This window comes from Trichocoleus sp. FACHB-46 (assembly GCF_014695385.1).
In the GTDB taxonomy this organism is placed as follows: domain Bacteria; phylum Cyanobacteriota; class Cyanobacteriia; order FACHB-46; family FACHB-46; genus Trichocoleus.
Genome location: NZ_JACJOD010000031.1, coordinates 222,379 through 238,454, shown reverse-complemented (window position 1 = coordinate 238,454; position 16,076 = coordinate 222,379). Strand labels below are relative to the sequence as shown.

General features: G+C 50.3%; 13 protein-coding genes and 1 tRNA gene. 4 read left to right on the top strand and 10 right to left on the bottom strand.

Translation table 11 applies throughout. The annotated features are described in order from the left end of the window. Positions 1–5: 5 nt before the first annotated feature. From H6F72_RS19165 to H6F72_RS19145, 5 genes are all read right to left on the bottom strand, one after another. Positions 6–1,544 carry a tetratricopeptide repeat protein gene (locus tag H6F72_RS19165; RefSeq protein ID WP_190439249.1) on the bottom strand — a complete coding sequence of 513 codons (1,539 nt, stop codon included), beginning with the start codon at positions 1,542–1,544 and terminating at the stop codon, positions 6–8. A gap of 163 nt (positions 1,545–1,707) precedes the next feature. Continuing rightward, entirely contained in the window at positions 1,708–2,133 is a 426-nt protein-coding gene (locus H6F72_RS19160) for a TIGR02391 family protein (protein ID WP_190439245.1), read from the bottom strand. Between the two features lie 447 nt (positions 2,134–2,580). Then, complete coding sequence (locus H6F72_RS19155) at positions 2,581–3,924, bottom strand: cytochrome P450 (RefSeq protein ID WP_190439242.1); 1,344 nt, start codon at positions 3,922–3,924, stop codon at positions 2,581–2,583. A gap of 126 nt (positions 3,925–4,050) precedes the next feature. Then, on the bottom strand, positions 4,051–5,013 hold the full coding sequence (locus H6F72_RS19150) for a polyphosphate kinase 2 family protein (RefSeq protein WP_190439237.1): 963 nt from the start codon (positions 5,011–5,013) through the stop codon (positions 4,051–4,053). A gap of 236 nt (positions 5,014–5,249) precedes the next feature. Beyond that, positions 5,250–5,864, bottom strand: coding sequence for a lytic transglycosylase domain-containing protein (locus H6F72_RS19145; protein ID WP_190439235.1), 615 nt, complete (start codon positions 5,862–5,864; stop codon positions 5,250–5,252). Between the two features lie 386 nt (positions 5,865–6,250). Here H6F72_RS19145 and H6F72_RS19140 point away from each other — a divergent pair, with 386 nt between their 5' ends. Continuing rightward, on the top strand, positions 6,251–7,054 hold the full coding sequence (locus tag H6F72_RS19140) for a creatininase family protein (protein ID WP_190439232.1): 804 nt from the start codon (positions 6,251–6,253) through the stop codon (positions 7,052–7,054). Here H6F72_RS19140 and H6F72_RS19135 read toward each other — a convergent pair. Next, positions 7,011–8,222: an SGNH/GDSL hydrolase family protein gene (locus tag H6F72_RS19135; protein WP_190439229.1), complete on the bottom strand. Its 1,212-nt coding sequence runs from the start codon at positions 8,220–8,222 to the stop codon at positions 7,011–7,013. The genes H6F72_RS19140 and H6F72_RS19135 overlap by 44 nt on opposite strands. A 385-nt stretch (positions 8,223–8,607) precedes the next feature. Here H6F72_RS19135 and H6F72_RS19130 point away from each other — a divergent pair, with 385 nt between their 5' ends. Further along, the gene (locus H6F72_RS19130) at positions 8,608–8,802 is read left to right on the top strand and encodes a hypothetical protein (RefSeq protein ID WP_190439226.1); all 195 of its coding nucleotides are present in this window, start codon (positions 8,608–8,610) and stop codon (positions 8,800–8,802) included. Between the two features lie 65 nt (positions 8,803–8,867). Beyond that, on the top strand, positions 8,868–10,208 hold the full coding sequence (locus tag H6F72_RS19125) for an ankyrin repeat domain-containing protein (protein WP_190439223.1): 1,341 nt from the start codon (positions 8,868–8,870) through the stop codon (positions 10,206–10,208). An 18-nt stretch (positions 10,209–10,226) separates the two neighbouring features. Here H6F72_RS19125 and H6F72_RS19120 read toward each other — a convergent pair whose 3' ends face one another. Continuing rightward, positions 10,227–11,057 carry a tetratricopeptide repeat protein gene (locus tag H6F72_RS19120; RefSeq protein WP_190439220.1) on the bottom strand — a complete coding sequence of 277 codons (831 nt, stop codon included), beginning with the start codon at positions 11,055–11,057 and terminating at the stop codon, positions 10,227–10,229. A gap of 505 nt (positions 11,058–11,562) precedes the next feature. Between H6F72_RS19120 and H6F72_RS19115 the strand changes: the two genes are divergently transcribed. Further along, positions 11,563–13,128 carry a hypothetical protein gene (locus H6F72_RS19115; RefSeq protein WP_199299180.1) on the top strand — a complete coding sequence of 522 codons (1,566 nt, stop codon included), beginning with the start codon at positions 11,563–11,565 and terminating at the stop codon, positions 13,126–13,128. 8 nt (positions 13,129–13,136) lie between these two features. Here H6F72_RS19115 and cobA read toward each other — a convergent pair whose 3' ends face one another. From cobA to H6F72_RS19100, 3 genes are all read right to left on the bottom strand, one after another. Next, the gene (gene cobA, locus H6F72_RS19110; RefSeq protein WP_370527537.1) at positions 13,137–14,852 is read right to left on the bottom strand and encodes a uroporphyrinogen-III C-methyltransferase; all 1,716 of its coding nucleotides are present in this window, start codon (positions 14,850–14,852) and stop codon (positions 13,137–13,139) included. 111 nt (positions 14,853–14,963) lie between these two features. Then, positions 14,964–15,818 carry a DUF72 domain-containing protein gene (locus tag H6F72_RS19105; RefSeq protein ID WP_190439218.1) on the bottom strand — a complete coding sequence of 285 codons (855 nt, stop codon included), beginning with the start codon at positions 15,816–15,818 and terminating at the stop codon, positions 14,964–14,966. Positions 15,819–15,925: 107 nt separating this feature from the next. Beyond that, positions 15,926–16,010 (bottom strand) — tRNA-Ser (locus H6F72_RS19100). Between the last annotated feature and the right edge of the window lie 66 nt (positions 16,011–16,076).

Sequence of the window (16,076 nt, the reverse complement as noted above, 5' to 3'; positions counted from 1 at the left end):
GGCGGCTATGTTCGAAAAAATGAAAGAAGCTGATTGAGGAGCGTTTCTGCTTGCTGATAATGCTGTTGTGCAAGTTCAACCTTACCTTGAGCTTCGTAAAGTTTGCCGATTTGCTGAAGCACCTGCACTTGTCCTTCAGGAAACCGAAATTCTTGATAAAGTGCTAACGCCTGCTGATAGGCAGTTAAAGCCTGTTCAGGTTGCCCCTGTGCCTGATAAACCGTGCCAATTCGAAAGCGTAACAGAGCAATTGTGAGAGGCTCGCGGTTAGACTTTTGGCTGGACTGAAGGGTGGACAATGCCTGCTGATAGGCTGACAGGGCAGCTTGCCATTGTTGCAATTGCTGATACGTCTCCCCCAAGAACCGTAGCGATGCAGCAATGTTAATCGACTGTCCCTTGGATCGAGAAATCTCCATTTGTCGCTGTTGCACAGATAGAGTTTGTTCCAGCCGCCCTAGCTGCCGATAATCGGTTCTAATCCTGCTCAGGATGTTATCTTCGGCAGGCGTAAAGGGGGATTCACGGGCGATCGCCACTGCCCGATCATAGTAGTGCTTGGCACGCTTAAGCTGTCCCGCTTCCAGGTAAAAGCTACCAATGGTTGCCAACACCTCCGCTCGTCGAAAGTGATCGGTTCCACCCACATCCAGGGCTGGCAGCGGTTCTGATAGCGCCTCTTTTGCTTGTTGTGTATAGGCAGCAACCTGTGCCTTCTCTCCCTGTGCCTGATGAAGATCGCGGATATTTTCTAGCGTCAAAACTCGATCGACAATTCTTTCAGGCTCTCCGCGTTTGTTTTTCAGAGCCGCTAACCCTTGCTGATAAGCGGCTAACGCTAACTTGGGCTGTCCTTGTGATTGATGCACCAATCCGACGCGATTGAGCAGTTTGGTTTTTTGAAAGAAGACACCCGGTAAGTTGTCTCCCGTCCGCCGATATAGAGATTGGGCTTGCTGATAAGCCGCGATCGCTCGTTCTGGTCGTCCAGCTAGATGGTGAACTGTCCCCATCTTGGTGACGATGTTAGCATCCGTCCATTCCCCCTCGATCTCGTGTTTGAAGGCTAATGCCTGTTCATAGGCAGATAACGCCTGGTCAAACTGTCTTGCTGCCTGATAAATGTCGCCGATCGCAATGGCAGATGCTTTCCCTCGATGCGGCAAACGCTGCGGAGCGGCAACCACAATGCCTTTCTGATGAAGTGCCAAAACTCTTTGATAGTAGGGCAGCGCTGCTTGAAGCCGTCCTCTGAAGCGAATCCTATTTGCAAGCTCCATCAAAACATCGGCTTCTTGAGTGCGATCGCCTACTTCCTGCAGGAGTCGAAATCCCTGCTCGTAAAGAGGCAGACTGGCTTCTGGAAACCTGGCCGAATATACCCACTCTGCTTTAGAGATCAGTAGCATTGCTCGTTCTCGGCGATCGATTTTAGGGGGTTTGCCCTCGGCAATTGCTACCGAACTCGACCATCCAGGCAAGTGAACGGGTAGAAGAGAAAAGACAAGCGTGAGGGCGATCGCTGAAACTTGGGTAAGACGCATCAGTAGAGGTATTTTTTGATACGAGCTTTCCACAGTCTAAGCACAACTGTAAAAAATGTCGGAAATTATCAAAAAAATTAAGTTTGAGTCTAAGTTGCCCTCTATAACACAGATGAATCCGAGGTGTAGTCTCTGTGCTTTTGTACTTTTGTTAGTTCATGGCTCAGGCGACTCGTGCCGCAGTGCGATCCAATAGTCTCATTAGAAGGTCTGCGAGCAGAACAACCTCCGAGGCCTCTGTAGGGTCAGCATAGTTAACTTGCCTGTGACTGGGAGGGTTTTTGAAAGTACCTATAGCTCCAGCAAATAGCTCCATAATGCCAACTCGTTCCCCTGGATCTAGCTCTGGATCGGCTAGTTTTCCACCCTCCCCGAAAGACTTTCGCATGAGCTTCACACCAATCAGAGACGATTCAGAATCAGAGAGCTCTCGAACTCGAATTTCTACTTCTCGCATCGCTGCAAATGCTGCTAGCTCATATTGTCCGAGTAAAAACTGTGACTTTACGTGCTCAAGGCGATGATGTAGTGCCACATCCAGACGCTCAGCAGCTTGGATTGCTTCAGGCCCTGTTTGCAAAGTTTTCATTCCAAGACGAGTAACAAATATCGTATCGGAATTTGATTGTCCAGGTGTTCCCCGAGCAACAAGATTTTTAGATATAAGCCAGTTGAGAGCTTCGGACCAACATTTAAGGGTTGGTTCAGGCACACGCTGTTCCCTTCCCAAATTCAAGAAGTTGTATGAATTCCACTCCCTAGTTTCGACGAGATGCTTCAAGACGAGAATACCCAGGCGATCAATGGGTAGTAACTGAATCTCCTCAGATGATAGTTCGTGAAGAGAAAAAACCATATCGGTCTCACTCGTGAGTCAACTATTTATTAGGTGTACTTTTTCCGCCTACTCACACAATCCAGATGCTTAGGTGGAATGTATGTTTTTCCGTATATTACCCTCGTTTTCGACCTTTAGGTGAAAATGTGAATGATGCGATCGCCCCTCCCCATCTTTGATTCAACCAACATCCCTAACTCATCTTTTCCCAGCCATCACCATTCGTACCCCACCTTTAGGAGCGAGGGTGAAGCCACGGCGTTGGAGTTTCACAGGCTCGTTCTCTGCCAAGGTTAGTTGATATTGAGAGAGAACTGTTGCCAAGACCAACTTCATTTCTAACTGCGCTAAGGCGTATCCCAAGCACCGCCGACTGCCTCCACCAAACGGGAGATATTCTGAAGGGGAGTATTGCCGCTCTAGGAACCGTTCTGGCTGGAACTGTTGAGCATTGGGATACAGCTCTTCTCGGTAATGCACCAAATAAATGCTGGGGATAAAGGTGGTTTCAGGCGCAAACTCCTGGCCTGCTATTTGCACAGGTGATTTGGCAACTCGGGGAAAAACCACTGGAAGAACGGGGTACATCCGCAATGCTTCTTGGCAAACAGCATTGAGGTAAGGCAACTGAGCCAACTCCATTGGGGCGGAGCGATCGCCCATGCTGTCTAGTTCATGCAGTAATTTTTCTCGCACCTGAGGGTTGCGATGAATTTGATAGAAAGCCCAAGCTAGAGTGGTTGCTGTTGTTTCATGTCCTGCAAACAAGATGGTCAGGAGTTCATCTCGGATCTCCTCATCGGTCATGGCTTGCCCCTGCTCATCTCGCACCGCCATCATCAGACTCAGGACATCCTTACGACCAGTTTCTCCTTGTGTACGTCTCTCTGCAATTTCTGCCTGAAGGAGAGCATGTACTTGACGTTGTCGCTGCCGCATTTGGCCCCAAGGACTCCAGGTTCCCCAATCTTTTTGTAAAAATTTCAGAAATAGGAAGCTAGAGCGGAGTGGAGAATCCGTCATATCTAGCCATTGCGTGAGGAGGGGTTTAAGTTGCTCGTAGCGCTCTCCTTCACTCAAGCCAAAGACGATTTGCAGAATGATCTCTAGACTCACTCGCTGCATGGCAGTCCGAGCTACAAACGTTTGCCCCACGTGCCATTGGCTGGCAACCTGTTCTGTGATCAAACAGATCTGTTGGGCGTAGGTTTGGAGCCTTTCTCCATGAAAAGGCGGCATTAACAGTTTGCGTTCGCGACGGTGGCGATCGCCATCCATCAACATCAGAGAGTTACGCCCAATCAGGGGTTCTGCGATCGCATTGGCTCGACCAATATCAAATTTGGCATCTTGGCTAAAGATGTCTTGGATCGCTTGCGGATTGCCTACCACGATTGGTCTTCCTAGACTCCCCAGCCGCAACGTGAACATATCCCCATACTGCTGGCTGTATTTCTGTTGAAATTGGATCGGGTCGGCAATCCAATTGAGCAATTGCCACCAAGCAGGTGTGTTAACCGGATTTGGTAATGGGCTCGGCATAATCTCTCTGCTGATTATTGATCTATTTCTAGAGCTACTAATTCACCAAATTGGATTTGTCAGGTTAAGTGGGCAAAGCCCATCCAACCCCAAGACTAGTAGCGCCTGATGATCTGGCGCGATCGCTCAATCGGGAATTACAATCTCATTTAATCCGGGGGGTTCAGCAGGATACTGAGGATTCATGGATTCCAAAGTATCTGCAATCGTGCGAGCCACTACCAGATTGCGATACCACTTCTTGTTAGCAGGAATTGCATACCAAGGCGCATATTCCGTCGAGCAAGAATTGAGCGCATCTTGAAATGCTATTTGGTAGTCGTCCCAAAGGAGACGTTCTTTGACATCATTGATCGAGAACTTCCAGCGTTTATCGGGTTCCGCTAAGCGAGATTCGAGGCGGCGCTTTTGCTCATCTTTGGAGATGTGGAGAAAGAACTTGAGCACCGTGATGTGATTCAGAGCCAACATATGCTCAAACTCATTAATCAACTGGTAGCGCCCTCGCCAAATTTGTTCTGGCACCAACTGCTTCACCCGCGTCACCAACACATCTTCGTAGTGCGATCGGTTGAAGATGGCGATCATGCCTCGTCCCGGTGTGCGTTGATGATACCGCCAGAGAAAGTCGTGATTGAGTTCTTCGACACTAGGTTGCTTAAATGACCAAACTTGGCAACCTTGGGGATTCACGCCTTGAAACACACTTTTGATCGTGCCGTCTTTGCCTCCAGTATCAATGGCTTGCAGCACGATCAATAGGCTTTGCTTTTGCTCAGCGAATAAGCGGGCTTGTAGTTCTTGGAGGCGTTGCCTTTGTCGTTCTAATTCTTGTTCTGCATCTTTTTTATTCTGGTAAGCATTCGACTCGTTAGGGTCGAGATCGGCTAGAACAATCGGGTGCCCAGGACGGACGCGATACCGGGGATAATCTGGCCTAGGATGGCGATCGCCGACATTATCCTCCGGAGTCATCACATCAGCAATTGCATCGGTGGCTTGATTGGCGGCTTTTTGAGCCTGATACATCTCTGTACTGATGCCGTTCTCTGCTGCTGCTTTCTTGGCTGCCTGCTTCTTCTTGCCCATCTGTTTTCCCTTGGCTTACCAGCTTGACTCACCTGAGTGAGTGCATCACTTCAGGCTGTCTGTTTTCTAAGGTGAAGCGATCGCTTTCTCTTTTACAATCTAGCGATCGCTCTCAGCCTTATTCTAGCGACCACATTTAGCCGCACTGTCACCTGGCAAGCTTTCTCAAGATATACATATTTCACCAAACTGGATTTGTGGAACGGGCTTTGCCCACCCCACATAACTCCAACCGTTTACCAAGGGCTGTAACCTAGCTGGTCGATTCCTAACAATCCTTTTTGCTGTTCATAGCGCTGCAAGATGGCTAGCGTGTACTCGGCAACGCTGGGGTACCGGTGTCCGCCATAATAACTGGCTGTAGTGTGGTTATAGCGATAAGGCTTGCCGCTGTACCAATGAGAAGCCACCCGACGAACGGCGATCGCTTCATCTCCGTTACTGGCAACTAAAGCAGCTTGCCAATATTGATTGAGTTTGAAGTCAATCACTTGGAGTTGGAGTTCAGGGCTGTTGAGAAATTCTGAAGCTGTAATGGAGTGACCGAGGGCTTCTTTCGTCCAACTGGGGATGTTGGCAGGCATGACCTGGCCGTAGCCCAAGGCTCCTGAATGGCGGTTCACAGCTCGAAAATTAGCGCCACTTTCTTGTCCAATAATGGCGCGGCGGAGCGCAATCACTTGAGGAGGAAGCGAGGGGGTCGTTGATGATGGTTCTACCTGAAAATCATAGGTGCTGGCTTGAGCCGCAGGAACTACCACGGGCAGAGCTAGCCCTCCCATCAACAAACCTCGGACGACCAGAGTGGTTACGGCTGTGAGGGAGCGCGAACTTGTCCACTGTTTTAGCAAAATCTAACCTTCCTAAAATCAACTTCACACGGCATAACTTGAGTGACCAAAACTCAAGTCTCCTTACGATGCCTGTGCTCCTAAACCAGCAAATCAGTGAATCTACGGCTATCGGCTCTCTGCTGAGAGAATTTAGTGGAAATTTTTGACGCTGCGATCGCTGCAAGACCGATTCTGTGGTTCGAGTTAGCGTCGGAATTAAATCAAGCGCCGATCGCGTGTGATTGAGCTAGCGATGTTTGGGGCGATCGCTGAAGCCAAACCTTCGTGCTTATACTGAACTGAATGGAATTCCAGACTATGAGAGGCTGTGAACTAGCTCAAAGCAATCCGTGAACTACAGTATTGAATGAATCAGGATATTTTTTTAATAAAGACTTTAATTTATGCATAGCTTTATTCCTCCGGAGCGGTTTTTCCCCTATCTCACTTGGACAGAAGTTCAAGCGATGCCCGATAAAGCCAATGTGGTGCTAGTGCAGCCTCTAGGCGCGATCGAGCAGCATGGGCCGCATTTGCCGCTAATTGTGGATGCGGCGATCGGGGGAGCGGTTTTGGGTAAAGCGTTGCAGCAGCTAGAGGCCAGCGTTCCTGCCTATGCCTTACCACCGCTGTACTATGGCAAGTCCAACGAGCACTGGCATTTTCCGGGCACAATTACGCTCAGTGCTCAAACTTTATTGGCAACAATCAGCGAAATTGCCGAAAGTGTCTACAGAGCGGGATTCCGTAAGTTGGTGCTGATGAACTCCCACGGTGGACAGCCCCAAGTACTGGAAATTGCGGCGCGGGATTTGCATGTCAAGTACGAAGATTTTAGTATCTTTCCTTTGTTCGTTTGGCAAGCTCCACACATTGCCAAAGAACTCCTCAGCCCTCAAGAACTGAAGTTGGGCATTCATGCGGGAGATGCGGAAACCAGCTTGATGCTGGCGATTTTGCCAAACCAAATTCGGATGGAAAAGGCGATCGCGGAATATCCCCCAGAGCAGCCTGAAGGCAGTCTTTTGAGCATAGAAGGTAAACTACCTTTTGCTTGGACTACGCGAGACTTGAGCCAAAGTGGAGTAATTGGTGACCCAACGACTGCCAGCGCCGAAAAGGGCGATCGTCTCTTAGAGTCGCTGGCAGCAGGTTGGGTTCAAGTTATCCGAGATGTGTATGCGTTTCAGCCGCCTCGACAACGCTAGCAGGACCATTGGCCAAAACTTCTCGACGCCGCCACACTTGACTGATTCCCAAACCTGCTAAGGCTAGAAGCCCCCAAGCAGTCGTGGGTTCAGGGACAGAAGCTGAAGCCTGGCTGGTAGATTGGAGTGCTGTCAAAGTTGCGGAGTCTGGAGCTGACGCAGATTTAAGAGCCGCAAAGGTTGAAGTTGCCAAATCTGCATTGGTAGGTTCAGGTGCGGCGAAAGCTGCTGCGGTTGTCGGTGGAAATAGAGCAACGAGGTTATCGAAGGCGAAATTACCAATCAACTGGTGAGCGGCTGTGGTGGGATGGATTCTGTCCCAAAACAAATACTCATTGGGGTTACTACAAATGCTGAATGGTTGTTGAACAAAACAAGAATCGGTGACATTGGTCAAGCCAAACTGAGACGGTTGGTTGATGACCTGCTGAAACAAAGCATTGACATCAAGCGGAATGATATTGGCATCAAAACCAGGCGATCGCTCTAAGCGCCTCATTTGGCGAAAGAGGAAATTATTGTGAGCTTTGGATAAGGCATTCAGCCTCGGAGCATCAGTGGTAATACGGGTTAGCGGTAAAGTGCCTAAATCTGGTAGATTCACCACCAGAATATTTTGTGCTCCAGCCGCCTCTAGCGCACTAACTGCTGTAGTAATGTTGGTGACAGAGGGCTTGGGATTGGTAAAGGGTTGAAAAGTACTTTCTGTTGGTAGATAGTCATTCGCACCAGCCCACAGCACAAAGAGCGCATTCGGATTTGCGGGAGCCTGCAAGCTAAGAAACTGGGCAATTTGCTGTTGCAGCGCTGGGAAAAGGGGAACTACAGTATTGGCTGTGCCTGAGGTGGCACCCCCAAAAGCAAAATTGGCTCCTTGCAGCGGCGGGTTTTGAGCCGAAAGCTGAGTGCTAGGGACAGGGCTAAGACCCAATTGACCTGATAAGTATTCCGCCCAAACAGGGCCATTGCTAAATCGCTGGGCATAAGGAGGGCTAGGGGGCACTAACCCGGCTGATGCTCTATAGGCGTTACCAGGATCGCTCAGACTATCGCCAAAAAAATACACTTGATTGAAGCTTAAGGTGGCGGCGGTGCTGGGCTGGCTAATTAAGGTCAAGCTGCCGATCGCGATCGCAGCTCCCGAAATTCCTGTTAGTACTGTTCTCATAAAGCCTGTTCAATCTAACTTTGTAGAAAATTCGTTGCAAGAACGATCTTTAGTTTGTAGCAAGCTTTACGTAAAACCACTCAGTATTCGAAATAACTTCACAGGAAATTCACCACTCAATCAAAAACCGATGTTACAACAGGGGCTAAGGAAGTGAAGTCTCAGCTATGTCGCAAATGCGATCGCCAGAATGAGCTTCCTGCCCCTTACCCTATCCACAGTCTAAAAATTGTAACTTTAGATACCATTCCTGTCTTGATTTGATTAAATTGGAGTTAGAAGACATTTCAACTTCTGTATTTCAGCCACGGTTTTCCAGTCACAGCATTTCCAGTCACAGCATTTCCAGTCACAGCATTTAGTTCTGTCAGTCGAGGTTTTAACTATGCCTGAGCTTACCTGCACAGTTCCAGTTCCCCGAACTCCTCAAGAGTTGGACCAAGCTATTAAGCGCTATCGGAATACCGATTTACACGGCTACGAACTTTTCTGCCAATGGCAAGCCATCTGCGAAGGCTCAATGCAGCAAGACTTTTCTGAGCCTGGTGCAGACACGGTTCCCGGTGAAGACAGCTATTAAGCCTTTGCTAACATAATTGGCAGATTTTTCCTGAAAAGCTAAAGCTCTAGAGCGTAGGTAATACAGTGGCGACCCCCGCAGGGTCAGTGGATTACCAAGCTCTAGAACAGGTCATGAGAAATAAGTTTTTGGTATCTCTAGCAGGGCTGGCGATCGCCTTCATCGGTTTCACGGCTGCGACTGCTGCTGTGCCAAATCCTTATCAATGGCTGCTCTTAAGCAAACTAGGCGCTCAACCCAATCCCAATCTTTGCCAAGATGCTGCCGCCATGAGGCGTTATCTGAATAGTGGTGGCAATCCCAATGCAATGACTACCCTCGGACAGGGAAGTACTGAGCAGGAAGTCTCTTTATTGGGCTGTGCCAATCCACAGGTAGCAGAGTTGTTGCTGGCTCAGCCAGATTTAGATTGGTATCAAGCTTTATATGATGCTGTGTCTCGCTATAGTGGCAACAGCGGCAAGCTCACGATAGAAACGCTTCTCGAAAAAGGAGCTGATGTTAATCATAAATTTGAGTCCGGCAAGACGCTCCTGCATCTAGCCAAAACCCAAGCGATCGCCCAATTGTTAGTCACAAAAGGGGCCGAGATTAACGCCAAAGACTTAAACAACAGCACACCCCTGCATGTAGCTGCCACGGATGCGACCACCAGAAACATCGTTAAGCTACTTTTAGCACAAGGTGCCGAGGTGAACGCCCGCGATCGCGAAGGCAAAGCGCCATTACATGCAGCAACAGCAACGATCCAAAATACAGAAACTGTGAAGCTCCTGCTAGCTTCTGGTGCTGAGGCTCGAGCCGAAGCACAGGACGGCAACACTCCCTTGCATGGAGCCGCCATAATGCGCCTCGATGTGGCAGACCTACTACTACGCCAAGGAGCTAACCCAATGGCTAGACGTAGAGATGGTAGAACCCCACTCTCCTTAGCCGCGGAGTTCTCCTCGCCAGCAATGGTAGAACTGCTGCTGAGCCAAGGAACTAATGTCAATTTGCCAGATGGTTATGGCATGACTCTAGTGCATTGGGCAGCGAGATCTAGCCAAGTGGAAGCTCTCAAGCTAGTTTTGGCGAGAGAAGCTGATGTTCGGGTTAAGCGCAAAGATGGCATGACTCCTCTAGCGATCGCTGCGCAATTTCCAGACGCGAAAGGAGACAAAATCAAACTGCTGCTGGCCCAAGGTGCAGATGTAAATGCCGAGGATAACCAAGGCAAAACTGCCCTACATCATTTAGCTGCCACCCCTGCCATTGAAAAGAGAAAAGCCTTTGATCTTCTCTTAGCCGCAGGAGCCGAAATTAATGCTAAAGATCGCGCTGGCAATACACCGATACAGTTAGCTAAAAAAGCTGGTCTTCAAGGAGAAATCAGCCTTCTCAGAAGTCGTGGCGCAATTGAATAGAGCCAGCAACCTACAAGACTAATGCGACACCAAACTCTGGTCTATCCGCTTAATTGCCCGCTTAATCAGCCTGACTCCCTTAGGATTACCATGAGCTAAACACAGCTCTTCGGCTTGCTGCAAGTGATCTAAACCTTGATCCACATCTCCTTGCTTGCTCAATGCTACACCTAGGTTGTAATGAGTTTCCGCAGAGTCAGGAGCCAGATCGAGCGCTTCTTGAAATTCCTCGATCGCCTTATCTAGTTTTCCTTGTCGCCCTAGAGCAACACCAATCTGATAGTGCATTTCAGCCGAAAGCTCGTAGGTTTGCTCCAAGCTGAAGTGATGAGATCCATGGGTTGCCTGTTGCGGTTGCTGTTGCTGGCGTAGGTGCTCAGCAGCTTTTCTAGCAGCGCTAGTGAGTTGAGCTTGAGATTCCTGCACTTTTTGTTTAGCTGTCTGAGCCGTGTCAGCTAGCTTTGCTTGAGATGACTGAACAACCTCCTGAGTTGAGTCAGCCATATGAGTTGCAGAAGTCTTAACTTGCTCAGAAGCATCCTTGACAGTGCTGACTACTCCTTCGATGGCATGGGTGGTACTTGGGCTGTCGTCATTGCTAATGGCCGCCCCAGCAATACCTCCTACCACAGCACCGATCGTGGCTCCGACACGACCCGCAAATAAGCGTCCAATCGCAGCACCTGCGACACCACCACTCACAGCCGCCGCAACTGTCGTTGTGACTGGATCTGTACCGAGTTGCTCAGCCAAAGTATGACTTTCTGCATGGTCCAAGTGGGATGGCGCGGTTGTGAGGTCATCAGCCTCAGAGGGTTGGTTAAAAGGTTGGATGCCACTGCTAGTCATAGTCGTCTCCACTTGCTAAAAATCGGCTCGCTGCGATGTCTCGTCTGATAAATATTTATTATTTGCTTACCAATCTACCGAACTCACGCACCTAGTTCACCGAGCGAAAGAGAGACTGTTGCACCCTGTGAGTCAGCCCACGGTTATACGCCGTAATAGGCAAAGCCCGGGAAAAGTGAATTAAGGCGATCGCTCACCAACTGCTCACTGACCCTATCCAATCCTGATCATTCTTTGCCAGCTAGAAACCGGAGCGCGACGCGCTGAAAGTAGAGTTTCTCAGTTCACAGAACCAGGATGGTTTAAGATGTCTGCTGATGCAATTCTATTTACTTGCTTTTAACGTCAAGCTTGGCGTTGTGCCTCAGCCTAGAGCAGGGAACTTTATGGGAATACTTTGTTTCAATCAGTGAATTGGTTGAAGAATTTGAACTGCCGTGGGCTGCATCAAGCCAGTTTTGTTTAGTCCTGTTCTTGTGCGTCTGAAGGAGTGTTCCACCTTTCCATGAGATTTTCGCGACTGTTGCCCTCTGTATGTCATCAGAGCCAAATTCCCAAGCCTCCCTCTTGGAAGTCCTACTACCGCGGTTTTGTAGCTACTGCTGCCTTGACAACCAGCCTCATCAGCCAAACCGTCTGGACCCAACCCCCTCAAGCACAAGCAGCAACCTACTGTCAGCTTTCAGCCGAGGCGATCGCGCAAAAAGAAGCAGCTCGCCAAGCAGCCATGAAAGGGGAAGAGAAAGCTAAAGAGCGTTACAAAGCCTTAGTTCGTGAGCATGCAGCGCAAATGCAGCAGTGCCGTAGCCGTACTTGGCCGCAAACACAAGCCGTTTGGTTGCGCCTCTACCCTTGCGACTTGCAGCCAGGGGCGCTAGAAAGCGTCATGGATCGCATCATCAATCGTGGCTACAACCAAGTCTATGTAGAAGTTTTCTACAACGGGCAAGTCTTGTTGCCAATGGCGGAGAATCCCACAGCTTGGCCTTCAGTGGTGCGAGTCCCAGGTTCTGAAAAAGCTGATTTGCTAGCCCAAGCGATCCAGAAGGGCCGTGAGCGGGGGCTGAAAGTTTATGCCTGGATGTTCACGATGAACTTTGGCTATTCTTACTCGCAACGTCCCGATCGTCAGCAAGCGATCGCTCGCAATGGCAGCGGCGAGACGACAACGACCACCCGCAGTATTTTTGACCCTAACGGGGAAACGGGGGTGGTGATTGCAGATGAAACTTTTATCGATCCCTATAGTATTCAAGCCAAACAAGATTACTACCAAATGGTGCAAGCGGTAGTCCGTCGCCGTCCAGACGGGGTGCTGTTTGACTACATTCGCTATCCCAGAGGCACAGGTGCCGCTTCGATTTCCAGTAAAGTTAAAGACTTATGGATCTATGGCGACTCAGCCCAGCAGGCTCTATATCAACGCGCTTTGAACAATAAAGGTTTAGAGCTAATGCGACGATTCTTGGGTCGTGGGTATATTACGGCGGGCGATGTAGCTGCGGCAGATAAGCTGTACCCCCAAGAGGCAGAGCCGATGTGGCAGGGGCGCACTCCTTCTCGCTTACTTAAGGCATTGCCCGCAGCCCAACGCCAACCCGTGCTGCAACAAGAGTTGTGGCTCTTGACAGTCGCTCATGCGCTGCAAGGAATTGTAGATTTCTTGAACCTGGCGATCTCGCAAGTGCAACAGCAAGGAATTGCGTCGGGGGCTGTCTTTTTCCCGGATGGTAATCAGACGATTGGGCAAGGGTTTGATTCGCGATTGCAGCCGTGGGAGCGCTTCCCAACTTCAATCGAGTGGCACCCAATGTCCTATGGCGTTTGTGGTGACCCTAGCTGTGTGGTGTCTTTGGTGCGGCGGGTGGTGAGTATGTCTCCTCCAGGGACCAGAATTACCCCCGCGATCGCAGGAGCGTGGGGACAGTCTCTTGGCAACCGTCCGTCTCTGGAACTTCAGATGCAAGCGATTCGCCAAGCTGCTCCGCAAATTAATGCAGTGAGCCACTTTGCCTATTCCTGGCAAGAACCCCAATCTGACCGCGATCGCAAATCTTGTAAAGCGAAGTAGAGATAGAGCTAGGGCTGGTTTTCTCTGGCCCTCTCTGTGGCTCCCTTGCTGGCCCATTGAGCGATCGCTTGAGTCAGCCCTGGCAAAGTGTATTCCTGCGCTTCGACCTCGACTCGCCCAAAACGCTCTAGACAGGTTTTGGAGGTTTGGGGACCAATGGAAGCAATACAGGCCCTTTTGAGTTCATCAATCAGAAATGAATGTCCTAGGGCTGCTTCGACGAGCTGGCAGAAATGCTTCACGGTTTTGGAGCTAGCGAAGGTGACGATATCCACAGAACCCTGTTGTAAAGCATTGAGAGCAGCAGGGGCGATCGCACCAGGGCAACCCGACTGGTAAGCCGCTACCTCCACCACTTCCGCACCTTGAGCGGTGAATTCTTTCACTAGGACTTCTCGCCCCCCACTCTCAACTCTAGGAAATAGAATTTTTGCACCTTGCAGACTAGCTTCGGGAAAGTGAGCCACCAAGGAATCTGCGACAAAATCAGGCGGAGTGAAATCTGCGTTCAGGCCACGTTGCCCCAGGCTAGCGGCGGTTTTCTGGCCCACTACGGCAATTTTGACCCCTGCTAAAGCTCGCGCATCTTTGCCTTGAGCGGCTAAGCGTTCAAAAAAGTAATCTACAGCGTTGGTTGAGGTAAGCACCAGCCAGTTAAAGGTATAGAGCTGGGCGATCGCTTGATCCAACTCCTGCCAACTAGACGGCGGGCCAATCTCCAAAGCGGGCATTTCTACCACTTGGGCACCAATGGCTTGCAAGCGATCGCAAAACTCACTCGACTGGCCGACCGAACGAGTGACTAAGACAGTTTTACCTGCGAGGGGCAGCGGAGTTGTCAGGGCTTGTTCAGGAGTGCTAACCACAGTTTCAGTTGTAGGTAACAGAGAATGCAGCACCAAACCATTCATCGGGTTTGGCTGTGTATCATTCTGCCTGTTTGTGGGCGATTGCAGGTAGTCCCGTAGTTGCACAACTTCCCCAATGGTAATTACGCAAGGGGAGAGAGATACCCCTGTTGTTTGCGCCGCAATGGTTGCCAAGGTGCCCACCCAAACCTGCTGCCGGGGTCGTCCTGCCCACCGCACGATCGCGATTGGGGTGTCGGGCGATCGCCCCTGTTGCTGCAACCGCGCCACAATTTCAGCTAAATTTCTGCCGCCCATTAGTAAGGTGAGCGTGTCTATCTGAGCTAACGCGGGCCAATTGAGTGCTTCTAGGTCGTGAGCAGTGGCAACGGCAAAGCAACGGCTCAAGGTTACATCGGTGAGAGGGATACCTGCAAATAAAGGAGCGGCGATCGCAGAAGAAATCCCTGGCACCACTTCAAATGCACAATCAGCTGCAACCAAAGCCTGAATTTCTGAAGTAGAGCGACCAAAGATAAACGGATCACCACTTTTCAATCGCACTACTTGTTTTCCTTGCAGGCAATGCTCCACCAACAGGCGATCGATTTCTGTTTGGGGTGTACTCGGTTGTCCGCCCCGCTTGCCCACATTTATCTTCAGGCATTTCTCTGAAACGAATTGCAGTAACTCTTCCTCAGCCAAGGCATCGTAAATCAACACCTCAGCTTGCGTCAGTAGTTGGTATCCGCGCACCGTCAGGTAAGCCACATCCCCTGGCCCCGAACCCACTAGATAAACTTTGCCTCCCTGCTCAATCATCTTCACCCCTCCCCAACCCCTCTCCGTTTCGGGGAGGAGCTTTTGGTTCCCCATATCCCTCGTATGGTTCTGGTTCCCCCTTCCCCTATAGGGAAGGGGGTTAGGGGGTTAGGTTCTCTATGTGACCGCTTCGTGTTCATTAAATCGTGCAAGTGCTGATACCAGCTAAAACAAGCTAAGTTGGGCGGGCGGCTGATCGAAGCTATCCCACGGTAGGGCAGGGACGGGTACGCCTTGTTTTTCGAGTAGGTGTTGAAAGGCGCGGGCATAACCGGGCGATCGCGCTTCTTGAGGGCAGTGCATAAAGAAATAAACACGAGTGCCTTGACGCAGCCATTGGTCTACATGCGTGACCCACTCTGCCCAATATTCCTCATTAACTTCGCGCTCTGGATGGTTGATGAAGCGAACCAAACTAAACGGAGCGGTCACAGTGGGTTGGAGGGGAAGTTTAGGTTTGCGTCGTTCCGAGTTGAGCTGCGGATCATTAGGGCCATTGTAGACAGCGCGAGTGTCAAGCAAAACTCGTCCCACGCCCAACTCTTCCAGAAGGGCAGTGAGTTGCGTGGCGTGGGTGGACTTAAACCAATCCAAGTGGCGCACTTCTAGGGCTAGGAGAGCGGTTTCGCGCGGCCACGCTTGGAGAAAAGCGGTGAGGTCGTCCAGCCAAGCAGGACTGTAACTAGGTGGCAACTGCACAAACATTGGCCCCAAGCGATCGCCCAACCCTTGCATGTGTTCTAGAAAGCCTAAGGCTGCGGGAATTTGGGGTGCTAACAAGCCTTGATGGGTAATGTCGCGCGGTAACTTAAGGCAAAACTCGAAGCCAGGAGGAGTTTCAGCCGCCCATCGCGCTACTGTTTCCGCATCAGGCACCGAGTAAAACGTGGTGTTGCCTTCAACCGTGGTGAAGCGGCGACTATAAAGTTGCAGAAAATCGGTAGGACGACTCTTGGCAGGAAACAAGTCACCCACCCAATCTTTGTAAGCCCAAACGGCACAGCCTAGAAAAAAGTTCATGTTTTTGATCCTAGACTGAAACCTCCCTCCGGTTCCACTAAGACCCGCTTCACATTTTCGCTTTTCAAGCCTGGAGCGTCTGGAATTTCTAGAGCAAGTAGTTAAAACGGAGAGGGTGGGATTCGAACCCACGGTCTCTTTCGAGACACTCGATTTCAAGTCGAGCGCATTCGACCACTCTGCCACCTCTCCAGGCGTTTGGTTAAGGTGCCAATTCATTTAGAGGAACCCAAACCGAAGAATATTCTAACCCGTTCG